Source organism: Bilophila sp. T19-St14 (genome assembly GCF_059728385.1).
Map to the genome: position 1 here is coordinate 312,609 of NZ_BAAGFT010000001.1, position 23,125 is coordinate 335,733.

Annotated in this window: 17 protein-coding genes and 4 tRNA genes; 5 read left to right on the forward strand and 16 right to left on the reverse strand. The window is 56.8% G+C overall.

The window, feature by feature from the left end:
- Nucleotides 1–176: 176 nt before the first annotated feature.
- The 3 genes from AC6I1V_RS01315 (at nt 177) to AC6I1V_RS01325 (ending at nt 3,928) form a co-directional block, all read left to right on the forward strand.
- Nucleotides 177–1,211: a TRAP transporter substrate-binding protein gene (locus tag AC6I1V_RS01315; RefSeq protein ID WP_486854421.1), complete on the forward strand. Its 1,035-nt coding sequence runs from the start codon at nt 177–179 to the stop codon at nt 1,209–1,211.
- Between the two features lie 343 nt (nt 1,212–1,554).
- Complete coding sequence (locus tag AC6I1V_RS01320) at nt 1,555–3,123, forward strand: helix-turn-helix transcriptional regulator (RefSeq protein WP_486854420.1); 1,569 nt, start codon at nt 1,555–1,557, stop codon at nt 3,121–3,123.
- Nucleotides 3,124–3,682: 559 nt separating this feature from the next.
- Nucleotides 3,683–3,928: a hypothetical protein gene (locus AC6I1V_RS01325; RefSeq protein WP_302553391.1), complete on the forward strand. Its 246-nt coding sequence runs from the start codon at nt 3,683–3,685 to the stop codon at nt 3,926–3,928.
- Between the two features lie 488 nt (nt 3,929–4,416).
- Here AC6I1V_RS01325 and AC6I1V_RS01330 read toward each other — a convergent pair whose 3' ends face one another.
- From AC6I1V_RS01330 to AC6I1V_RS01350, 5 genes are all read right to left on the reverse strand, one after another.
- Entirely contained in the window at nt 4,417–6,198 is a 1,782-nt protein-coding gene (locus AC6I1V_RS01330) for a DEAD/DEAH box helicase (protein ID WP_486854419.1), read from the reverse strand.
- Between the two features lie 430 nt (nt 6,199–6,628).
- A tRNA-Gly gene (locus AC6I1V_RS01335) sits at nt 6,629–6,703 on the reverse strand.
- A gap of 16 nt (nt 6,704–6,719) precedes the next feature.
- A tRNA-Gly gene (locus tag AC6I1V_RS01340) sits at nt 6,720–6,794 on the reverse strand.
- A gap of 5 nt (nt 6,795–6,799) precedes the next feature.
- A tRNA-Cys gene (locus tag AC6I1V_RS01345) sits at nt 6,800–6,874 on the reverse strand.
- Nucleotides 6,875–6,888: 14 nt separating this feature from the next.
- Nucleotides 6,889–6,963: transfer RNA gene (locus AC6I1V_RS01350), tRNA-Gly, on the reverse strand.
- A gap of 283 nt (nt 6,964–7,246) precedes the next feature.
- On the opposite strand from AC6I1V_RS01350, the gene AC6I1V_RS01355 reads away from it, so the two are divergent.
- The gene (locus AC6I1V_RS01355) at nt 7,247–8,182 is read left to right on the forward strand and encodes a YceI family protein (RefSeq protein WP_486854418.1); all 936 of its coding nucleotides are present in this window, start codon (nt 7,247–7,249) and stop codon (nt 8,180–8,182) included.
- Nucleotides 8,183–8,241: 59 nt separating this feature from the next.
- Here the strand turns inward: AC6I1V_RS01355 and AC6I1V_RS01360 are convergent, their stop codons facing one another.
- From AC6I1V_RS01360 to AC6I1V_RS01405, 10 genes are all read right to left on the reverse strand, one after another.
- Nucleotides 8,242–8,778: a hypothetical protein gene (locus tag AC6I1V_RS01360; protein ID WP_308770895.1), complete on the reverse strand. Its 537-nt coding sequence runs from the start codon at nt 8,776–8,778 to the stop codon at nt 8,242–8,244.
- 288 nt (nt 8,779–9,066) lie between these two features.
- Nucleotides 9,067–10,146, reverse strand: coding sequence for an ABC transporter substrate-binding protein (locus AC6I1V_RS01365; RefSeq protein WP_302553670.1), 1,080 nt, complete (start codon nt 10,144–10,146; stop codon nt 9,067–9,069).
- 100 nt (nt 10,147–10,246) lie between these two features.
- Complete coding sequence (locus tag AC6I1V_RS01370; protein WP_302553669.1) at nt 10,247–11,326, reverse strand: ABC transporter substrate-binding protein; 1,080 nt, start codon at nt 11,324–11,326, stop codon at nt 10,247–10,249.
- Between the two features lie 93 nt (nt 11,327–11,419).
- Nucleotides 11,420–11,806 carry a heme transporter gene (locus tag AC6I1V_RS01375; protein WP_486854504.1) on the reverse strand — a complete coding sequence of 129 codons (387 nt, stop codon included), beginning with the start codon at nt 11,804–11,806 and terminating at the stop codon, nt 11,420–11,422.
- Nucleotide 11,807: 1 nt separating this feature from the next.
- Nucleotides 11,808–12,587, reverse strand: a complete 780-nt coding sequence (locus tag AC6I1V_RS01380; protein WP_009380730.1) for an ABC transporter ATP-binding protein — start codon at nt 12,585–12,587, stop codon at nt 11,808–11,810.
- A gap of 24 nt (nt 12,588–12,611) precedes the next feature.
- A complete protein-coding gene (locus AC6I1V_RS01385; protein WP_302553667.1) occupies nt 12,612–13,454 on the reverse strand; it encodes an ABC transporter permease in 843 nt (280 codons plus the stop codon).
- A gap of 5 nt (nt 13,455–13,459) precedes the next feature.
- Complete coding sequence (locus AC6I1V_RS01390) at nt 13,460–14,254, reverse strand: ABC transporter permease (RefSeq protein ID WP_337430667.1); 795 nt, start codon at nt 14,252–14,254, stop codon at nt 13,460–13,462.
- A gap of 56 nt (nt 14,255–14,310) precedes the next feature.
- On the reverse strand, nt 14,311–15,066 hold the full coding sequence (locus AC6I1V_RS01395; RefSeq protein ID WP_302553665.1) for an ABC transporter ATP-binding protein: 756 nt from the start codon (nt 15,064–15,066) through the stop codon (nt 14,311–14,313).
- Nucleotides 15,067–15,774: 708 nt separating this feature from the next.
- Complete coding sequence (locus tag AC6I1V_RS01400; protein WP_486854505.1) at nt 15,775–17,580, reverse strand: sigma-54 dependent transcriptional regulator; 1,806 nt, start codon at nt 17,578–17,580, stop codon at nt 15,775–15,777.
- Entirely contained in the window at nt 17,567–20,965 is a 3,399-nt protein-coding gene (locus AC6I1V_RS01405; RefSeq protein WP_486854506.1) for a response regulator, read from the reverse strand. Before AC6I1V_RS01405 ends, AC6I1V_RS01400 begins: the two co-directional genes overlap by 14 nt.
- Nucleotides 20,966–21,119: 154 nt before the next feature.
- On the opposite strand from AC6I1V_RS01405, the gene AC6I1V_RS01410 reads away from it, so the two are divergent.
- Nucleotides 21,120–21,590: a YbaK/EbsC family protein gene (locus AC6I1V_RS01410; RefSeq protein ID WP_486854507.1), complete on the forward strand. Its 471-nt coding sequence runs from the start codon at nt 21,120–21,122 to the stop codon at nt 21,588–21,590.
- 144 nt (nt 21,591–21,734) lie between these two features.
- Here AC6I1V_RS01410 and AC6I1V_RS01415 read toward each other — a convergent pair whose 3' ends face one another.
- Nucleotides 21,735–22,547 carry a hypothetical protein gene (locus AC6I1V_RS01415; RefSeq protein WP_497736802.1) on the reverse strand — a complete coding sequence of 271 codons (813 nt, stop codon included), beginning with the start codon at nt 22,545–22,547 and terminating at the stop codon, nt 21,735–21,737.
- Nucleotides 22,548–23,125: the final 578 nt, after the last annotated feature.

Sequence of the window (23,125 nt, forward strand, 5' to 3'; positions counted from 1 at the left end):
AAGGAGAACCTTTCCTGAACGATTCATGGCGCTTTTTGAGCACGGAATCCTGTTTTTTGAGAGAAAATACCTCTTTGGGGTATTGTGCGGCGTGGCGTTTCTTTTCAAAGAGTCTGGCGGCTGTGCCGTCCGGCGCTGCCGGAAAAGAAACGCTACACCAACACCGAGGAATAGGAATGAAACGGAATCTCCTGCAATACATAACCCGTGTGCTGCTGTTGCCCACGGTTCTGATGTTCATCTGTGGGGCGCTGGTTTCCGCGTATGCGGAATATTCCGGCCCCAAGGTGCGCTTTCGGGTGGCGCATCCGTGCCCGCCGGGGCATCACACCACTTTGGCCTTTGAAAAGTTTGCGGAATTGGTCGCCCAAAAGTCAAAGAATAAGATCAAGGTGCATGTTTTCCCCAATGCCGTTCTGGGGAGCGATGTCGTCATGCTCAAAGGCGCGCTGACCGGCGGGCTCGAAATGGCGGTCAGTTCCAGCCCGAACCTGACGTGGGTGGTGCCGTCGCTCATGGTTTTCGATCTGCCGTACATCACAAGCGTCAAGTATCAGAAGAATTTGTATGAAGCGTTGGATAACGGCGAGCTTGGCCGGTATTTCAAGGGGAAATTCAATGAGGTCGGCCTTGAGCCGATCATGTACTGCGAATACGGCTACAGGGATTTCTTCAGCGTGAAAAAGCCGATCCGTTCCGTCGCGGATCTGACGGGCGTCCAAGTCCGCACGACGGCTTCCGTCGTTGAGGTCGAAGTGGCGAAAGCCCTTGGCATGAAGCCGAAACCGTTGGCGTGGGGTGAAACCTACACCGCGCTTAAGGAAGGCATCGTGGGGGGTGAAGGCAACACGTTTTCTTTCCTGCTCAACGCTGAGCATGAGGACATCCTCAAATACGCCTTCGCTTCACAGCATAATTACAGCATGCAGATCCTGAGCGCCAACAAGAAATGGTGGGAAGGGCTTGACCCGCAGGTTCGGGGCATCATCAGGGAAGCGGCAGCCGAGGCATTGAAGTATCAGCGGGAAATCTTGGCCCCGCAGTCGGAAGAGGAGGCGATCAAGCGGTTCAAGGCCAATGGCCTTGAGGTTTCCAAACCTTCGGAAGCCGAGCTTGAGGAGCTGAAGCGGAAAACGCGGCCCGTTTGGAATCTTTTCCCGGACACGTTGCCGCAGGAACTTATTGATCTCGTGGTGGCTACGCAGCAGTAAGGGCGGTTTTATGTGCGGGAGGGGAGGGCATGCTTTTGTGCCCTTGTACTTAAGCCATAAGGCTATTACTCTGAACAGAAAGGCGGGGGCCGGGGAGCCCTGTTGTTTGCCGTATATCCCGGAACCGCCCCGATGAGTGTTGATCGTCTGGGCGTTCGCTGCGGGGTATGGCAAAGAAGTCAAAATTCTTTTTCACGCCGCGCCTGTTTTTTGACTTTTTATTTGAAATCGTTGTCTTCCGTGAGAATGGATGACAAAAATCTGCTTGGCGGATCAGTGTCCTTTTTATGGTCGGTTCAGGCCGGAAGGTGACGCCTGAGCATGCCGTCGTATTGGAGTCCATGTGAAAAAAGGCATATTTGACCCATCAGGGGGAAGCTCCGCGGAAGAAGGCTTTTGGCCTTCGGATGCCCGTACCGTGCAGGCATTGCTCTGTACGGCATTGTTGACCGCGCTGTTTTTTTCATGGCTTTGGCAGGCGTTCCGTCTGTACAGCTATCCGGGGCTTGTGCCTTACAATGACGAGGCCGGGGAGCTGTTTCACCTGCCGCTGTTCACGGGGCTCGCACTGCTTGCCTACGGCCTCCGGCTGCGGTTCCGTTTTGCGGAACAGGAATCATGCCAAGGGTATGTCATCCCTGTCTTGGGAAGTACGCGCTTACGGCGCAGGCTTGTGACGCTGCTGCTGATGTGGACGCCGGTTTTGTTGATGGTTACGCCGGTTTCCAATGAGCTTTCAGGCTGGGTGCGTTCCGGCAGTTGGGCCGTCAGCGCCCTTGCCGGGGTAGGGGCCGGCATCGCAGCCTGCCGCATTGGCCTGGCGCTCTGCCGGTTTTCCGGGGGGCAGCTTGTCCTGGGCCTTGGGCTGGCGAGTATTCTCGCGCCGATATGCAATTATCTTGTCCTGTTGTGCCCAGAACCGTATTGGGTGATTCCCGCGTTGCTTTTCCCCGCCCTGTTTGCCTTGCTGCCATCCGTGTATCCCAACACCTCTGCGGAAGAGGGAAAACATGCCTATCCCTTTTCCCGTATCCCCCTGTTCCTGTGGTGTGGGTGCCTGCTTACGGCATTCAGTGAAAGCGCTTACTACAATCTGTATGGTGCGCTTGAGCCGGTCATGCCCGGGCCAAGCCTGGGCGTGCTTTCCCTTGTGGTCTTGGGAGGGCTGTCGGCGTTGCTGGTGCTTGGGCAGGCCCACCGTTCCCCAATCTGGTACGCTTTTTTGCTTGTCATCCCGGTACTGGTCGTGGGCTATACCGCGTGGCCGCTGCTGCACAGGGAGTCGCCCGGCCTCTCGCTTGGCGGTTTGCTGTTTGGTTATACCTTGCTGAACATTTATATGATGACGGCATTTCTGCACACGGTTTCGTACCGTAAAGGTACGCGCAGGCTAGAGTTGCTGGCCTGTGGGGTAGGGGGCATCGCGCTGGCGTCTTGGGTGGGAAGCCACAACAGCGGCTGGATTACGGAGAGCATTGCCCGAGGCGATTCGCTCAACTCGCTGTTCGCGTTTCAGGCTTTCGCCATTTTAGCGGGAAGCTTCATCTTTGTCGTCTATCTGGAAAAAGTGGGCTTTTTCCGTCTGGCAAAGGGTGAGCCGGCGGCTCCTGAGCGGGTGGCCGGACAAGCCCCAAGCACGCCGATGTCCTTGATGGATTGGCCAATCGAGGAGTTGGAGACGCATTTCCGTGATCTGGGGCTGACCCGGCAGCAGGCGATGATCGCCGCATTGCTGGCCCGCAAAACGCCGGATACGACCATTTGCGACAACTTGAACATTTCGCCGAGCACATTGAAGACCCACATACGGAACATTCACCGCCGCCTTGGGATCAGCAGCCGCCACGAGCTGGCGTGGCTGGTGACGGCGAACCCGGCGGGCATCGCCGAAACGCAGGGAGGCAGCCGTTAGCCGCGCGGCGTTCAGGCTGGCGGATGGCGAAACGTGCCGTTGGCCGCTCAGGAAGGGCGGTTGAAGCTGAGGAGGCGTTCTTTTGGGAACGCCTTTTTTGCGTGCAGAAGGTTCTAGATTGCGTCGTCAATTAGATATAATTTATGGCTCTGTTATGTGTGTGGTTGCTTCATCTCCACAGTGCGGTGAAAGTACAGCCTTTTTATCCGGTTTTCCCCTTGGCGTGAGCTACGGCTAAGGCATTTTTCCGGTTATCCCTTTGGAACTTCAAGGAAAAAAGTATCAACCATTTTCTATAACACAGCCTGATTTATTGAAAGTATTTAACTGTTTTTAAATTGTGAGGAGATTGTTTTCAATAATTTAAAATAATTGCATGTAAAATGACGACACAACCTAACGAGCCTTTTGAGAAGGCGGCCCAAAGTGGAAGCTGGAGGTGGCCCGTATTTCCTTTATTACGGGCTGTGTATATATCGGGCCGTGGGGCAGTACTCTGGAAGGCGGCTTGAAAACGGCCCGTTCCCCGCGTAAGGGAATGATAAACGAAGGGGGATATATGCGGTTTGAAGAAGCTCTTTCGCTTGCCGGGAAGGGGGAACTGATCACCCGGCCCGGATATGGCGTTTCTTTTGCGGCGATTCGGGAAGGGCGGGCCGTGTATGGACATTTTATCGGGGAAACCGGCTTTGCCGATGTGCGCGCATACGTTTTTACGGACGAAGACAAGAGTGCTGCGGATTGGGAGCGTTTTGCCCGTGTCCTCCCCGATGCCTGGGAAGGCTGTGATGTGCCGAATGGGTAAACCGTGAGGTGAGGTACTTGTACCACGCTGTCCCCGTTTTCCGCTGGCCAATCAGGAGTCTGGAGTAATCGTAGGATGCGTTCTTTCTTTCTTTCTTTCTTTCTCTCTCTCTCTCTCTCTCTCTCTCTTCTGAACGGCGCCACAGTGTGCTATGATGAAGGCCGTGTGTCTGCGGGGATGATTGGCGGACGAAAGCCTCGGCACGGGGCATATGTATGGAAAAGGCCCGGAGAAATACCCTCCGGGCCTCTTGCAGGCATGAGATTTACGAGAAGGCGGACGGCTAATATAAGCCGTGTCCTGCGGCTGACTTGGGGACAGCCCATAATTGCGATAACGGGAAAAATCCGCGTATTTTTCGCTGCTGGCTGTTTGTCCCTGCCCGGTTTTCGAGTCTCCGTCATCAGGGCCTCGGCAGATCCCCATCCAGAAAAAGGGTAGGGAACCTGTCGGGCCGGCGGGCTGTATCCCGGAAGGGGAAGCCCTCTTTACCGTGATTCGCCGTAGGCTTTCCTGCCCAAGGTGGCTCCCCGTGGTTTTTTGCCGAATTTGCCGGAGCGCTGGCGGCGCGGGCCGGGGGCGAAGGGTTTGCGGGGGTGCGGGTTGCCCGTCTCATCGGCGGCCTTCGCCGACACCTTCACCCCGCTTATGAACACGCCCTTGTTGAGTGTGGCCAGCACATGCGCGGCCAGTTCGGCGGATATTTCCACGATGCTGAAGTTGTTCTGAATATCGATGGCGCCGACGCTCCGTCCGGGGATGCCGCTTTCGCCGGTTATGGCGCCCACCAATGCGCGGGGGGTGACGTCATGCGCCCGCCCCACATCAATGTGGAGCCTGGACATGGGGCCGGATTCCTGCCTGCGGGAAAGCGGCTGCATCTTGCCTTTTGATTTCGTTTGGGCACTTTTGGCGGGGCGCTGCGGTTCCGCCAGCTCATCCACTTCACCGACATTGTCCTGATTCCCAAAGTCCCGCTGCATCAACAACTTGAGCAGGGCCGCCGAAATATCACGGCTGGAAACATCGCCATCCGGGAAGTGTTCGGTCTGGAAATCCTCTACCAGTACCCGCCAGCGATCCAGAGGGCACTCGGCCAAGGTTTGCCGGACTTCATCCAACAGCTTGGAAGTGCGGATGTTGTTGACGTCACGCAGGGTCGGCAGTTGGCCCGGCTGGATGCGGGCCTTGGTATAGCGGATGATTTCGCGGATCTTGTACTGTTCGCGTACCGTGACGAAGGTAAAGGCCTTGCCTTCGCGGCCCGCGCGGCCAGTACGCCCGATCCGGTGTACATAGCCTTCCACATCGTGGGGGATGTCATAGTTGATCACCGCGTCCACGTCGTCCACGTCAATCCCGCGTGCGGCCACATCCGTCGCCACCAGGATCTCAATGCCGTCGGTACGGAAACGGTTCATCACCCGATCCCGCTGGGTCTGGTTCATGTCGCCATGCAGCCCGTCGGCCTGATAGCCGCGCTGCTGCAAGTGTACGGTTATCTCGTCCACGCTGCGTTTGGTGGCGCAGAACACCAGAGCCTTGCGGAACCCCTGCGAGTCCAGCACGCGGCACAAGGCGTCCATCTTCTGGTATGGGCGGACTTCGTAGTAGACTTGTTCGATGGCGGGGACCGTGAGCATCTTGTGGGCGATGGTCAGCATCTCCGGCTCGCGCAGGAACCGCTTGCTCAATTCACGGATGGGCTGGGGCATGGTTGCGGAGAACAGAACCCGTTGGCAGTCCGCCGGGCTTTGTTCCAAAATCAGCTCTATATCCTCGCGGAAACCCATGTCCAGCATTTCGTCGGCCTCGTCCAGCACGACAATCCGCGCATCGCCCAAGCGCAGCGTGCCGCGCTGCAAGTGATCGATAACCCGGCCCGGCGTGCCTACGACCACCTGCGCGCCCTTGGCAAGCGCCCGAAGCTGGCGTTCGATAGGCTGACCGCCGTAAATGGGCAAAACAGAAATGCCCCGTTTGTGTACGGCCAGTTTGCTCAGTTCTTCGGATACCTGAATGGCCAGCTCGCGCGTAGGGCAAAGCACCAACGCCTGCACGCCCTTGCCGGAAGTGAGCTTTTCCAGGATGGGCAGGCCGAACGCCGCCGTTTTGCCTGTTCCGGTCTGCGCCTGCCCCACGGCATCCTTCCCCGTCAGCAGTGCCGGGATAGCCAAAACCTGAATGGGGGAGGGTTCTTCAAACCCCAAATCTTCAACGGCTTTCAAAAGTTCTTGGGACAATCCCAGTTCTGTAAACGATGCGGTCATGATGTTCCTGTAGGTAAAAGAGCAAAACGGGAGGAAACGCGGCCTCATTGCTTTGGAAGCGCAATAACCGTGAGTTCCAATACATGCTTAGAAGGTGGAAACAAAGGCACTCCATTGAGGGACGGGGTGCGGCAAAATACCGTGTGGAAAACGGAGGGAGTTTGTTTTCCAATGGAACCTATGGTGATGTGGCCTCTTTGGGGTTGGCATTTCAGCGTATCGGATGCCTTCATGAACCGGAAAGAGACTTCCTTTTTTCTCCCGCAACATCCGCTGTAAGGAATCGCTGAAGTCATGGCTCATGGAAGTCTTTCCGGTTTGGGGTTTCGCCGGGCGGCTGATCAAGGCCCGGAAAAGGCCCATTGGCGGCACAGCGGCAGGCCGCATAAGAAAAGGGGTTACATCATATGATGCAACCCCTTCAATTTTCTGGAGCGGGAAACGGGATTTGAACCCGCGACCTTCAGCTTGGGAAGCTGACACTCTACCGCTGAGTTACTCCCGCAATGCGGTGTAAAAAATGGAGCGGGAGACGGGATTTGAACCCGCGACTTCAACCTTGGCAAGGTTGCACTCTACCACTGAGTTACTCCCGCTCAAATGGAGGCGACGTCCGGATTTGAACCGGAGGATGGAGGTTTTGCAGACCTCTGCCTTACCACTTGGCTACGTCGCCTTGAGCGTGTTTGTTGGAGCGGGAGACGGGATTTGAACCCGCGACTTCAACCTTGGCAAGGTTGCACTCTACCACTGAGTTACTCCCGCTCAACGAAGAGAAGGTTTACCGTCGAACTCCGTTTCTGTCAAGCGTTGTTTTTCAAAAAACACATATTTCTTTCCCTTCTTTTTTGCATGGCGCTTAACATGCTGAGGATGTTGCTGCTTTGCCGGGAACGCTCAGGAGGGGCTTTTCCGCATCCAAAGCCAAAGGGTAGCGATCGGGTGCCGTCCACCGCAATGCCCGTCTTTTTGGGGGCGGGCATTGCGCGGGTAATCATTGAGGAGAAGAGGCCCGCGCCATATTTTGAAGGAAAAAGAGGATTGCCGCATGCAGCAGATACGTACCGTTTCCATAGGCGAGGTGCAAATATTCCTTCAAAACCACCCGGAAGGCTTCCTAATTGATGTGCTGCCTCCTGAGTTCCACGTCCGGCGGCATATCCCCGGTTCATCCGGCGTCTGCGTCTTTGAAACGGCGTTTCAGGAGAAGATGCGGGCTCTGGTGCCGGATATGGACGCGCCGCTCTTGTTATACGGAGCGGGAGGCTCTTGGGACAGTGCCGTTGCCGCTGAAAAACTGCAGCGCGAAGGCTATAGGGACATCAGCCTGTTTGCCGGGGGGCTTGAGGCTTGGAGGGAAGCCGGGCTTCCTCTCGAAGGCGATGGGGTGGATTCCCCCGTGCAGGATGATATCCCCTTGCCGAAATTCAAGGAGTATATGCTTATCCCTGAAAGGAGCTTTATCCAATGGGCGTGCCATAACAATATCCACAGCCATGACGGGACGCTTTCCGTGCGCGGCGGGGAGCTCAGGTTCCCACACGGCCCGCAAGGGGAGGGGAAAGGATTTTTGACGGTGGACATGAACGGCATCGTCTGCCGGGATCTCGCACGGGACGAGATGTTGCCCGTCCTGATTGCCCATTTGAAATCCCTCGATTTTTTTGACGTCATGGCCTACCCCACGGCACACTTGGATATCCTGTCGCTGATGCCCATTACAGGGGCCACCGTGACGGGGCGTACGCATCGGCTGCAAGGGCGGCTCAGCGTGCTGCGGACTGAACGGGCCATCGAGTGCGATGCGGAACTGCGGAACCTGCCGGATGGGGAACTCAGCATGTTCTGCCAGTTGGTTTGGGACAGGACACTTTGGGGCGTACGCTATGGTTCGGCGCGTTTCTACCGTTTTCTGGGGATGCACAGTGTCGATGACAACATTGGCCTTAGCGTGAGGCTGTTTTTCCGTTCCCAGAAGGGATAAATCAACACTGACGATAAAAACAGGGACAGGATCGCCATGTGACGATCCTGTCCCTGTTTTCAGCGGCCCGGATGATACTGGCCGTCGTCAAAGCCGCGGCGCTTCAATTCTTCGGGGCGGTACTGCCCATCATCGTAGCGGGGTCGGGGATGACGATCATATTGATGCGCTTTCCGCCGTTCCCGTTCCCACCGTTCCCTGTCGTGCTTTTTCCCCGGATGGTTGCGGTTCCGGTCGTTCCATTTGCGGTCCTTGTGATCCCTGTTGTCCCAATGCTGGCCGTTACGCCGGGCTTGCTCCCTTTCCATGCGGCGCTGCTCACGGATCATGCGCTCCTGTTCTTTGCGCATTTTCTGTTGCTGGTAACGATCCTCGGCGCGGTGCATCCTTTCGCGCTGCTCAAGCTGGCGCTGTTGCCGCATCTGTTCCCGGTGGTCGTCCCTGTCGGCTACGAGAGCCTCCAATCCAGAGGAATGCGCCGGGACGGAGAAATCCAGCGCGTGCGGCAGAAAAGCGCGGGGGGCGGAGGCATAGGCGTTGCTCAGGACCAAGCAGGCCAGCAGCGTCCCGGCACAAAGGCATGTAATGTGTTTCATGGGCTTTTCCTCAAATCTCTCGTCAGTGCTGTTTGAAAGGCCGCCCTTCCGGGGGACGCCATACGCAACAGAGGCGTGGGAGCCCCGCAGGGTGGGATACGTATCCTCTATACGCCACTTTCCCGGCGTTGCAAGCGTACGGAAAGTTTTTGTGAATACAAATGATTAACTGAACGGGGAGGGAGAGCGGGAGGAGGGGGAGGCCGCGGCAAGGCGGGAGGAAGCGCAAGGCTGACAGGAAAGAACGGAAACGGCTTCCGGCCTTTTCTGCCAGCCCTTGTTCCTCTGCTACTTATAGGAAGGAAGAGGCGTCTTGATGAGTTTCAGGAACTTGTCGGTGACATAGGAGCTGTTTTCAACCTTCTTCAGCTCATCCTGCGAAATCCTGCCGATGGCCGCAAAGAACTGGGCCAAATCGCCCTGCCAGCTCTGGGCTTGGCTGGGGCCTTCGGAGGCGTCGAACATCTGGAGCTGTTCTTCCAGATTGAACACCGGATGGTTCTTGAGATCCATTTCGGCGAGATCCTTGCTGTAGTCGGTACCGGCCCAGTCAACGTAGAAGCGCAGGTATTCCGGCAGCAGCTTGTCCATCGGCTCATTCTTCATCATGTCGATGGCGCGCATGTAGATGCTCAGGAACTTCGCGGTGGCTTCGGGGTTCTTGTCGGCGAATTCGCGGTCGGCAACGATGACGATGGGAAGGCCGCGGTAGCAGTCATGCGGCGTGCTGGCCACTTTCCAGCCGCGTTTTTCGCCCACGTAGGTGAGGGGCGCCCACAGGGTCACGATGTCGCCGATGCCGTATTCAAACGCGGCGAGCGCGGACGCCTGATCCATATTCTTGATGGTCACGTCCTTTTCGGTCAGGCCAAGGGCCTTGAGCCACGAGCTCAGGGCAAAGTGGGCCGAGGAAACGGTCGTGCAGAGGACGGTTTTGCCCTTCACGCTTTCGGGGGTGCCGTACACGTTCGGGTAGCTCTTGTTATAGCCCTTGGTCTTCATGATCGGGCTGTCGGGGCGAACCATGACGGCGTTGACCATCGCCTCGTCGTTGCAGTTGGCAATGACGTAGGTGTCATGGCGCAGGGCGCCCATGAGGGCGGGAATCGCTCCCATACCGCCGAAGACCCATGTCTTGGCGGGCAGGGTGCTGAGGGCGTCCATGCCGGAGCTGAAGTAGAGCAGTTCGACGTCGAGGCCCACTTCCTTGTCCCATCCCTTCTGCTTGGCATACCAGATGGGGAAGGTCTCCTGAGCGCCCATCCATGCGGTGGGGATTTTCTGGAGCTCGGCGGCGCCTGCCGTGCCCACATAGGCCACGCAGAGGACGGCAGCGCAGAGGCCGCGAAACCATTTTTTGACGTTCATATGAATGTTCTCCTGTACGTTGGGAAGTAGGGGCAGAAGCGGGGTAGAAAGCTCTGGAGAGTCTTCTACCCCGCAATGTTAATCTACACCTTGCTCAAGCTTACTTGTAGCTGGGGATGGGGGTCTTGACCAGCTTCAGGTACTTGTCGGTGGCGTAGGAGCCGCTTTCGACCTTCTTGAGTTCGTCCTTGTTGATGCTGCCCACACCGGCGAAGAACTTCGCGATGTCGCTCTGCCACTTCTGAGCGGTGCTCGCACCCTTGGAGGCGTCAAACAGGGCAAGCTGTTCTTCCAGGTTGTAGACGGGGTGCGTCTTGAGGTCGGTCAGAGACAGTTCGGGGGAATAGTTCTTGCCGGCCCATTCGAGGAAGAAGCGCTGATAGTCGGGCACGAGGGATTCCAGGGGTTCCTTCTGCAGCATGTTGACGGCGCGCATGTAGATGCCGAGGAATTTCGCGACGACTTCAGGGTTCTTTTCGGCATAGGCGGTGTCGGCGATCAGGACGATCGGGTTACCGACCTTACACATATGCAGGTCGCCGGCGATCTTCCAGCCCTTTTCCTGACCGGCGTACATGTGGGGGGCCCACAGAGCCACGCCGTCGCCGATGCCGTTGTCAAAAGCGGCCAGGGCCTGAGCCTGATCCATGTTCTTAATGGTGATGTCCTTGTCCGTCAGGCCCAGAACCTTGAGCCAAGAGCTCAGGGCATAGTGGGCGGAGGAAACCGTCGTGGTCAGGAAGGTCTTGCCCTTCACGGTGTCGGGGTTGCCGAGCACTTCGGGGAAGTCCTTGTTGTAGCCCTTTACCTTGGCAATCGGGTTGTCGGGACGGACGAGCACGGAGTTGGTCATGGATTCGTCGTTGCCGATGGCGATGACGGAGGTGCCGTAACGCAGGTTGCCCATCATGGCCGGAACGGCGCCCATGCCAGCGAAAACCCAAGAGCCGGACGGGAGGGCGTTCAGAATATCCATGCCGGAACCGAAGTACTGGATGTCGATGTCGAGACCAGCTTCTTTATCCCAGCCCTTTTCTTTCGCGTACCAGATCAGGAAGGTTTCGTGTTCGTCCATCCAAGCGGTGGGTACTTTGGTGAGCTTTTCAGCGAAAGCCATGCCGGCGAGCGAAACGCAAAATGCGGCAGCGAGAAAAGCACTGATGAGTTTCTTGAAACGCATACCTGTTCCTCCAAGTTGAAATGTACTGAGGAAAATCCCTCTACCCTTATCATTATACATGTCGGGGCATGCACGATGATCGTATTTTGGACGTCAGCGGGACGTCCCTGCGGCGGCCTTTTCAGCATCTTCAACCGTCGCCTTGCGGACGGCCTGAACATGCCGGGTGCGGATGCGGAAAGCGCAGAACTGCAGCCCGCAGCCGATTCCCGCCAACCCTATCGCGAGCGCCGTTCCCAGATGGAAATACAAGGCGGCCGCGGCGAGGATGCACAATGCGAAGCTGGCGAGTCTGAGATACAGGAGCTTCCTGTATATCTCCCCGGTGTGTTCCCAAGGGGCGTCGTCATACTGGCGCTGCGCATCGTTTTGTTCCTGCGGGGCCTTGCCCGAACAGCGTCGGACAAAGCCCTGCACCGACCACCAGACCAGACCTGCGCACAGGGTGCCGATGATGAAGCTGACGGTGGTCGTTTCCATATTACAGTACCAGAGCCGTGTTGTCGGTGATGACGGAGCGGAGCTTCAACAGCTCCATGCTGGTGTGCTCGCGGGGGCGGGGAAGATCGATCATGTATTCGGTCTTGATGCTCCCCGGAAGCTTGCCTTCCATCAGGATGATGCGGTCGCCGAGGAACAGGGCCTCGTCGATGTTGTTGGTGACGAAGATGACGGTGCGCTTTTCCTGTTCCCAGATACGCGCGGTCTCCTTCTGCATGAACATACGGGTCTGGGCGTCCAACTGTCCGAAAGGCTCGTCAAGGAGCATGATGTTCGGGGAGTTCGCATAGGCGCGGGCGATGCCCACGCGCTGCTTCATACCGCCGGACAACTGATGCGGGTAGTGCTTTTCAAAGCCGGTCAGCCCCACCATGTCGATGTAGTGCTGCGCAATTTCGTGCCGCTCGTTGGCGGGGATATTGCGGAGCTTGAGGCCTAGTTCCACGTTATCACGGACGTTTTTCCATGCAAAGAGCATGTACCCCTGGAAGACGATGCCGCGGTCGGGGCCGGGGCCGGTAATGGGCTGGCCGTCAAGCGTCACAAATCCGGTGTCGGGCGTTTCCAGCCCGGCGAAGATCTTCAGCAGCGTGGACTTGCCGCACTGACCGGGGCCGAGGATGACCAGAAACTCGTTTTCATACACATCAAGAGTGACGTCGCGGATGACGGGGACTTCCTGATTGCCCTTCTGGATGAAGGTCTTGCTGACGTTTTCACAGCGGAGTTTGAGTTTCGGTTCGCAGTTGCAGGTGGTCATATGCTTTCCTTTCTCAAGCTGTGCTTAGAGGTTTTCAATGGTGCGCTTCCAGGGGCAGAGCTTGCCTTCGAGGAGCGTGACCAGCAGAGAGGTTCCATAAGCCGCTGCCGCGATGAGGACCATGCCGCCGAGCACGAGGGTGGGCTGGTGGGTGTCCATGCCGCGCTTGATAAGGAAGCCCATGCCGTCGCGGGAGTTCATCAGTTCGGCGGCCAGAACGCAGGTCCAAGCGGAGCTGAGGGAGATCTGGAGGCCGGCGAAGACTGCGGGGAACGACGCGGGGAAGCATACGTGGAAGATTTCATCCCGGCGCGAGCCGCCGAGGACGCGGATAACGTCATACAGGTCGGGGTCAACGAGGCGCACGCCGTTGTACGCGTTGAGCAGACAAGGGACGAACGTACCGATGATGATGATGAACACCTTGGACATTTCGCCGATGCCGAACCACAGGATGGCGATGGACACCCAAGCGATGGGCGGCATGGGCTTGAACAGGTCGAACAGGGGCTTCACAATCGCGTTGACGTACTTGTTTAGGGCCATGAACAGGCCGAGGGGCACGGCGACGATGCTGGCGCTGACGAAGCCGATGAGCACGCGCTGGGTACTGGCCCAAATATGGCCCAGAAGGTTGGTGCCGGCGAACTTCATATAGGTCAGGCGGTACAGCTGATCCACCACTTCCATCGGACGGGCCAGAGAGTCGCGGAAGATCTTCTCTTTCGCCACGTAGTCCCACAGGGCGAGGAACAGGACGATGGAAACCACGTTGAGGAAATACTTGTTGGTAATGAACTTGTAAAAGCTGAACGGTTCGCGGTTTTTGGAGTGGTCGACGGTTTCGTTGGCGATAGAACTGGTCATGCCGCTTACCTCCTGATGCCAGCCAGCAGTTTCTTTTCAACTTGGTCGATGATGAAGCCGATGACTGCACCGGACAGACCCACGCAAATCATGCCGAGGACGATGATGTCGGGACGGCCGAGACGTCCACCCATAGTGATGAGGAAGCCGAGGCCGGAGTCGGCGGCCAGCAGTTCCGCGGCCACAAGGTTGGTCCAGCAGTAGGCCAGAGCGAGCTGCAGGGCGCCGAACACCATGGGAAGGGCGGACGGGATGCAGAGCTGCGTGAAAATCTGCCAGTTGTTGGCGCCATATGTGCGGGCCATCTGGATAAGGGTCGGGTTGGTCATGCGTACGCCGACGTAGGAGTTGATGACGCAAGGCACGATGCCCGCGATCCAGATGATGAACACCTTGCCGGCAAGGCCGATGCCGAACCAGAAAACGGTAAGCGGAATCCACGCGATGGGGGGGATGGGGCGGATGAGTTCAAAGATCGGGCGGAACAGACCTTCAACCACATTGAACCAGCCCATAGCCAACCCAAGCGGGATGCCTACGACGAGCGAGAGCACATACCCGATGAAGGCTTCCTGAATGGACGTCCACGCGTGCGTCGCCATGACGGCACCGTCGGGGTTGGGGTTGCTGAGTTTGTCGATGAACGCGGCGAACACCTGTGAGGGCGATGCCAGCAACGTATTCGGAATGATCCCTGTACGCACCACGCCTTCCCAGAAGGCGAAAAAGATGATGATGCTTATGTAGGGAAGGATGGTCAGAAGCAATGGCTGTTTGACGCTTACTTCTTTGTAGGCCATGAGTCACATCCTCGTGTCTGTGCTGCGTTAGAGAGGCGGGCCTCGTCTAACCTGGGTTACCACCAACGGATCAGTTCGGTGACTTGCTTGCGCAGCTCCACGAACTTGGGATCGATCAGGTTACGGGGGCGGGGGAGATCCACGGGGATTTCCGCCTTGATCTTGGTGGGCTTGTTGGTCAGCACCAGAATACGTTCGGCAACGTAAACCGCTTCTTCGATGTTGTGCGTCACGAACAGAACGGTACTGTTGAGCTTTCTCCAGATGTTGACCAGCTCGTCCTCAAGGTAGAAACGCAGCTTGACGTCGAGCTGTCCATACGGTTCGTCCATCAGCAGCAGGTCGGGATTCACGGCGAACGCCCTCGAAACGGCGATGCGCTGCATCATACTGGCGGAAACCTGGTTGGGATACAGATCGGCACAGGAAGACAGGCCGACGAGATCCATGATTTGGGTCGCGCGCGCTTCACGCTCTTCCTTGCCGACGCCCTTGACTTCCATGCCGTAGGCCACGTTTTCGCGGACGGTACGCCAAGGCAGACAGGTCGGCTCCTGAAACACATACGAGATGTTGTGCTTCTTGGGGTTCGCTTCTTCCCCATCAATGAGGATTTCGCCCTCAGTGGTGGGCATCAGCTTGGACAGGGTGTTCAAGAAGGTGGTTTTGCCGCAGCCCGTAGGGCCGACGATGGCAAGGAGCTCGCCTTCTTTGATGTTGAAGTTGATCCCATCGAGGACGGTCAGATCCCCAAACCGTTTTGTGAGGTTATTCACCTGAATCTTGATGCGTGATTCTGGGGTGGTGGGCACTGGTGGCTCCTTTGTCTTTTTTCAAGGCGAACACGCTGGTGCCGCCTCCTAGGGAGGAACGCGCTTTGGCCAATTCATGGACCTCGTACGCTAGTCCATACATTGGCTGAAGCGCCGCCTCTGGATCCTTTCTGGAGGCGATACGCCGGCAAGGGATTGCTCCCTCACAAGTTGCACTTTCGGCTCCAATCTTGTTCTCTAATGAGCAAAGATGGTGCCAGAAGCTGGGCGCGATCCTCAAAAACAGCCCGCCGCCTCTGGTTCTGGAGTAGAGAAGGCTTTTATTTGAGGGGAATAGGGATGATGCCGAAGAGAAGAAAAAAAGTAAAAAAGTTCCGTTTCATCAGAGGTTGCATTGATGCCCCGGAAAAATAGGATCAAAATGTCCCAAAAAGGGAATGGAGGGGATTTTTTTTGGGACAAAAATTTCCCAAATTATAACATATTGTATTTCAATGTATTATTCTGTTGAAATGCGGTACGGGCGATACACCCCCGCTATGGTTGGGAAAAAAATCCCGTATAATAAGCCGTGATTGGGATAAAAAGCACGAGTAGGGCCGCCGCTGGAAACGCCCATCACCAAAAAGGGCATGAAAAAATGGGACAGAAATGCGACATTTTTTCACTGGCCCCAAAACAGGAAAGCGCCTCCCTTTCTGCTGAGGGAGGCGCTCTGACAGGGGCGGGGAGTACAGCGCGCGGGCGCTATTCTTTTTCCAAGCCGAAGTCTTTCATTTTCCTGAACAAGGTACGCCTGTCCATACCGAGGCTGTCCGCCGTCGGGCCGCGTTTCCAGTTGTTTTTTTTCAAGGCGTTCAGCAGGTAGACCTTCTCGAAACGGGAAAGCGCTTCCGCCAGCGTCAGGGAATCTTCCGGGGGCTCGGAGGCGGCCGCCTGTGCGGTGGCCTCGCCGATGATCGTATCCCCCAAGCGCGCCGTCCCCAGGCTCAGGTACTGGTAGAGCACATTTTGCAGCTCACGGACATTGCCGGGCCAGTCATAGAGCATGAACGCGTGCAGCATCTCGCTGTCCATGTACTCGAAACGCTTGTTGCTCGGATAGGCCTTCAGGAAATGCTCCACCAGCAGGGGGATGTCCGATTTGCGTTCCCGCAGCGGCGGGAGGTGGATGGGGATGACGTGGATGCGGTAGTAGAAGTCGCGGCGCATGGCCCCTTCATTGACGCGCTCAAGGAGATCCCGGTTCGTGGCCGCGATGATGCGCACATTCGGGCGGTGGATCTGGGAGCCGCCGACGGGCGTAAACCCGCCGTGCTCAATGGCGCGGAGCAGCTTCACCTGCCCCATGAGGCTGATTTCCCCCAGCTCGTCGAGGAAAAGCGTGCCCCCGTCGGCCTGATCCAGATACCCTTTCTTGTCGGCCGTCGCGCCGGTAAACGCGCCTTTCTTGTAGCCGAACAGCTCGCTTTCAAAGAGGCTTTCGGGGATGGCCCCGCAGTTGACCGCCACAAAGGGCTGCTGATACCGGGAGCTGCCGTCGTGGATGGCCCGGGCCGCCAGTTCCTTGCCTGTCCCCGATTCGCCGTAAACGACCACGTTGTCGTCCACGGCCGCCGCTTTGGCGATGAGGTCGAAGACGGCGGTGATCTGCGGCGAATTGCCCACGATGTCGCCTGAACATCGGGCTTTGAGGCGCTCACGCAGCTCCTTGTTTTCCTGCCGGATCGTGTTGTCCTGCTTCTGCTTTTCGGTCACGTCGTTGATGAAGCCTTCGACGAGGAGAGGCGCCTGCTCCCCGGATCCTTCGGCATGGACGCCCGCGCCTTGCTCCCAGACCCATTTTTCCTCATTCCACGAGGTGATGATCCGATAGGTCAGTTCAAACGGCTCTTTTTTCCTGAGCGCGTTTTCCAGCGTTTCCGAAACGTGTTCCCTGTCGTCCGGGTGGACGAGGGCAAGCAGGCCCATCCCGTCCGGCCCCATGAAGTGCTCCGGCGTGTACCCGGTAAGGCGTGTAACCCCTTGGCTGACGAAGCGGACTTTCCGATCCAGCGAATGCTCGCCCTGATAGGCGAGGCCGGGAAGGTTGTTCATCAGGGTTTCAAGCTGGCGGCTTTTCTCGTGCAGCTCCATCCCGATGAGCATGTTGTGGCTTTCGAGCTCCTCCCGGAGGCGCTTGTTGGTGATGTGCGTGCGGACGCGGGCCAGCACTTCGTCGGCATGGAAAGGCTTGGTCACATAGTCGACGCCGCCGACTTCAAAACCGCGGTGCTTCTGGCCGGGCGACTCCATCACGGACAGGAAGATCACCGGGATGCCCTCGGTCTTTTTGTCCGCCTTGAGGCGCTGGCAGACTTCAAAGCCGTCCATCTCAGGCATGAGGATGTCCAGCAGGATGAGATCGGGATGGTGGCTGAAGGCCAAATCCAGCGCGCGCTTTCCGTTTTTGGCGATGATGAGGAAATAGTCCTGTTCGAGGGTCTGGACCAGGATGTCCAGATTGACAGGATCGTCATCCACGACCAGAACGACAGGCTTATTGGGCTGCATCGGAAGGCTCCGTACTTGGGACGCTGCTCAAGAACAGGGAAGGGCGGATCCTTTCCAAAACGGTCAGAGCAGCTTCATAGTCATAATTGTCCACATGCATTTTCAGGGTGTGGAGTAAGGGATATTCGTCCGCATTGCAAATCACCAGCAGGCTGCCCAAGGCGATGCGGATGCGCCCGGGCGCGGCCTGCTGGAGCGCCTCGACCAGATCATTATAATAAGCGCCCAATTTGGCGATGTCGAGTTTGGGCTTGGAGGCGGTGGCCGAGGGGCCGTCCGCGTTTTTCGTTTCCTTGTCCGACGGGCACAGCTTCGCGGCGGCCTCAAGGACGTCGCCGAGGGCCTCTTCCAGTTCAGGCAGCAAGGCGGCGAGCGGCCTGCCTTGGAGCGTGGACAAGGCGGCATTGGGGTAGCCCTTGTCCAACTGCGATTGCGCTTCCAGTTCCAGCGTGCGGGCCGCGTCCCGCAAATGCAGCGCGCCGAGGTTGGCCGAGGCCCCTTTGAGGGCGTGCGCCCGTTCACGGAGGGATTCCCAATCATGGGTGCGGACGGCATGGCGGAAGAGGGCGGCATCCTGCGCGTGGTTCCTGGCGAAACTTTGCAGGATGGTGGGGTACTGCTGCGGCGACAGGCCTGTCTGGATCACGGTTTCAGGCGAGAAGCAGGGGGGCAGGAACGCCCACGATTCCGCATCGGGCAGGGAAGGCCGTGCCTGCTCTTCCGCCTGCGCTTCCGGGATCCGGTAGTACTCAGGGAGCAGGCTGTGGATGGTGTCGAAGAGCAGCGCCTGTTTGAACGGCTTGGAAAGGTACGCGTCCATTCCCGCATCCAGACAGCGCTGCTTGTCGGACTGCATGGCATGGGCCGTAAGCGCGACGACGGGCAGGACATAGCCGCGTTCCCGCATGATCTTGATGGTTTCGTAGCCGTCCATGTCCGGCATCTGGATGTCGAGGAACATGAGGTCGAAGGCTTCGCGCTCCAGCAGGGCAAGGGCTTCGATGCCGTTGCCGGCCATCTTGATGCGGGCGTGGGTTTCTTCGAGCAGTATGGACATGATCTCCTGATTGACGGGGTTGTCCTCGGCCACAAGGATGCGGACGTCCGACAGATCCGGCGTCACCGGCGACTGCGCCGGGCGCGGCTCCCTGAAGCCCGCTTTTTTCCGATCAAACAGCTTGCGGAGGGTGGAGCGGACGCAGCGCACGGTAATGGCCGGTATGACCTCGACGGGATAGGGCTTGTCCTTGAGTTCGGAGATGGCGAGGCCTTCCCTTGGGCCGCCCACAAGCACGAGCGGGACCGGGGCGGCGCAGCGCAATTGGAGTTCCGCCGCAAGGCGCAGGGCCGGGGGACAGTCCCCATCGCCGAGAAGACGATCGATGATGATGAAATCCGGCCTGAGCGGTTTTTTCCCCAGCGAGGCGAGGACGGAAAGCGGGCCCACCCTGCTGGCGACATGGCTTTGGCATCGGATGCCGAGGGCCTCCAGCGTGCGGCGCATGACCCGGACGCCCGTATCCGACGAGCTGACCACGACCGCCTGCAGATCCATAAAGGTATTGCCGCCGAGCACCTCCACCTGCTCCTGAAGCGCAAGCCGTATGGAGAACGCGAATGTGCTTCCTTGCCCGACTTCCGATTCGACCCAGATTTCCCCGCCCATGTTTTCGACCATATACCGGGCGATGCTCAGGCCGAGGCCCGTGCCGCCGTGCCGCCGGGTCAGCGAGGAGTCGGCCTGTTTGAATGGCTGAAACAGTTGCGGCAGTTGATCCGGGGCGATGCCGACGCCGGTGTCGTGCACGAAGAACAGGAATTGCGCCTTGTTCTGGTTTTCGGAAAGATGGAGGTTGCCGCCGTGCCGGACTTGCAGGTGGATGCGCCCGCCCGGAGGCGTGAATTTGACGGCGTTGCCCATCAGATTGGTCAGGATCTGCTGCAAGCGCCCCGCATCGCCGAGAAGCGCCAGCGGCGTGGAGGGATCGATGTCGATCAGGCATTCCAGCTCGCGCGCCATGCTGCCGCGCATGGTCATATCGCAAACGCGCAGGATCACTTCATCAAGCATGAACGGGGCGGTGTCCGTGTCCATTTCGCCCGCTTCGATCTTGGAGAAGTCCAGCGTGTCGTTGACGATGTCGAGCAGGGCGTAGGACAGATCCAAAATGGTGCGCTGGTGGTTGCGCGGCAGCGGGTTGTTTTTCAGGTAGGCCAATTCGGTAAAGGAAATGATGCCGTGCAGCGGCGTGCGGATCTCGTGGCTGATGTTGGCGAGGAAACGGCTTTTGGCTTCCGTGGCGGCGTCGGCTGCTTTCATGGCCTGCTGGAGCTCGGTGTTGAGGCGCTGGAGATCTTCGGCCTTGGCGCTTTTTTCCAGTTCGGCGGCCAGCCGCTTGGTACGTTCCTCAACCTTGCGGCGGAGCTGGAAGTTCCAGAAAATAATCAGCAGCAGGACGGACAGGACGACTTCAATGCCGAGCAGGCTTATCCAGAATGTGCGCGGGGGAAGATGGAACGACGGCTGGCGGCTGAGCCAGCGGCTGTTGATGAGCTCCCTTTCGGGGGGCTGGATCTGGTAGAGGGCTTTGTCAAGGATGCTGTGCAGTTCGGGCCAGTCCGAGCGCACGCCGATGGACAGGCCGCTCTGGGCGGGGATGGTCGAGGTTGCCTGAAGCCGCAGATGCGCGTTGTCTTCCAGCTTGGGGAGGACGCTGGCCTTATAGTCGACCAGCGCATCGGAATGCCCGGACATGACCCGGAACAGCCCTTGCAGCGGATTGCTGACGGGGTCAAGAATGATTCCGGGGTAGCGGTTTTCAAGGTAATTGTGCCAGTAATGCCTGTAGACGACGGAAACCCGTTTTCCGGCGAGCTCCTTGAGGCTGGTGGTGTGCTGCGCGTTTTCGCGGATCACAATGATGCCGGGGAGCGGGGTATGGGGGCGGGTAAGGCGCAGGTTGGCGTCGGCGGCGAGCGTCGGCTCCACCATGGCGAACAAATCCGTCCGCCACTGCTTGGCGTCTTCGAGCGCCGTGGCCCAGTTGGATTGCGGCTCTATACGGAACTGGACCCCGATGATGCGGGAAAGGAGCCGCAGATAGTCAAGGCTGATGCCCGAATAGGCGTTGAGCTGCTTGGGATCGGACAACGGGATGAAGGCCGGGGTCATGCTTACGGTGATGACGGGGTGTTCATCTATCCACGTCTGTTCTTTGGGGGTGAATAGCTGAGGCATGGCCGTCATGGGCGAGAGCATGCTGATGGACGACTCCAGCGACGGGAGATAGCTGTCGTCCGGCGCGTCCTTCGTGACCAGCAGCACGTGCCCTGTAAACAGGATGAATATGACGAGTATGGTGCCGAGGAAAACAAAAATGCGCATAAACGTCTCGTAAGGAAAACGGCTCGGGAGAAAGCGCCAGTATGGCAGAGATGCGCGGCAAGGTCGAGAGGGCATCTTGTCGTTGCGCCTCCGGTTGACTATGGTGGCGGGGGCGTGTTTTCAAGCCCGGCACAGCTATGAGAAGGATGGGACAATGCGTATTGATGAAGTGAAGAAACAGCTTGAGGCTTTCGGCGTTCTTGGCGGCTACCGCGAATTCGCCACGTCCAGCGCCACTGTCGAACTGGCGGCCGTCGCAGCAGGATGCGAACCCGGACGCATCGCCAAAACACTGTCGTTCAAGACGGCTGAAGGGCCCATCGTGATTGTGGTGATGGGCACGGCACGGATCGACAACCGGAAATTCAAGGATCAATTCAAGGAAAAGGCGAAGTTCCCGCAGGGGGAGGAAGTGGAGTCCTTCATCGGGCACCCCATCGGCGGGGTTTGCCCTTTTGCGGTAAACGAGGGGGTACGGATTTTCCTTGATCGCAGCCTCAAGGCCTTTGACCCGGTTTATCCTGCGGCGGGGGCCCCGAACAATGCGGTGTGCCTTTCGCTCGCCGATTTGGAACGGGTAACCGGCGGGACATGGATTGATGTCTGTAAGCAAGAGGCCGAGTAGGCCGCTTTGCCGACAGCCCGCGCATGAGAAAAGCCAATCCGTATGGATTGGCTTTTCTCATATTATGGGCTTCAGCCTGTTGAGGGTACAAGGCGGCCGAAACAATAAACCACCTGCTATGAGGGTGAGTTATTGTTTTGGCGCTTACTCGGTAAGCGTCTTAGGATCTATATTGTATTTGCGGATCTTGGACCACAGCGTGCTTGTGTTCAGTCCAAGCAGGCTTGCGGCCCCGTCAGGCCCGGCAATTTTCCCATTGGCCTTTGTGATGGCCAACTTGATATGTTCGATGATGATGGCGTCAAGTGTGGGGAAGGCATCCCCGTTTGCTGAGGAATCGTATCGTTCTATAATGCTCTTGGCCACCGAGGGGGATTTTTCCGCAATGAAAGACTGCTTCAGCGCGTTGATGTCGTTATAAAGAAGAATACTGTTGAAGGTATCTATAAGCATCGGCTGTATGAATGAACATATATCGATGTCTTCTTGTGAGAACCTATTCTTTCCGATGCCGTATATGGACATGTAAATATGAATGCCTTCAAGGACATGGTGCTTGATAGGAATATAGATGCTGGAGGACTCTTCGTTGTTGAAAAGGCTGTTCCTGAATTCAGAAAAGACGCAGGATTCCTCCCCCGTAAAGTTCCTTATGGAGTGGACGTCTCCGGTAAAAAAATTGTCTTCCACATACATACGGTTGAGAATATCTTCCGGTATGATGACTTGATCCGGGAAAGGCGCTTTTATGTAGTTGACATGCTCGGCTACCTTAAAAAGGGTATCTTTTTCAAAAAAGCAGATATATGCGGCGGATACAGGCATATACCGCTTGAGGAAAGAGGATACTTTCCGTGTAAAGTCCGATATGCAGGACGATTCAAAAACGGTTGAAAAGAAGACGGAAAAGAGTTCTTCAGGCCTATGGTTCATGGTCGCCTCTTTGTCTTTCAGCACTGCGTATGCCTAAAGCATATTTTGAATAAAACGAAAAGAGAATCGCTTCCCAAATCTTTTTCACATTTAACAAATGGTTTTAGAGGTTTTTTTATATTAAACAAGAAAGTAGGATTGTCAAAGCGTTAAATAAAACATATATAGAGATAGGGCTCTATATAAAGAATTTTATTGCAATATTCGTTGTAGTTACTGTATCTTGGTATAACCACTGATGAAATATGTATTTTCCGAAAAATATGAGTACTGTCCGTTTCCGCATAGGCAAAGATGAAAGCAAAACAAATACTGTTTCAAACGGATGCTATTACGTACAAGGCGTTTTTAGAAAACTTGTTTTCTACGGTAATGTAATAGTGTTGATTTGAATTATAGTGTTGTATATGATGGTATTTGTCTGTGTATAGAAATTTTTTATAGAGAAAATATATCATGGAGATATGGCGGATAGATTCACAATAAAAATTGTGAATATTATAAAATTATTGGTATGTGTTAGGCAATAAAAAAGTGGTTTTCATATATTTGTGCTTTTTATGAGAAATTGTGTTAAATTAAAAGGAATATGACAAATAGAA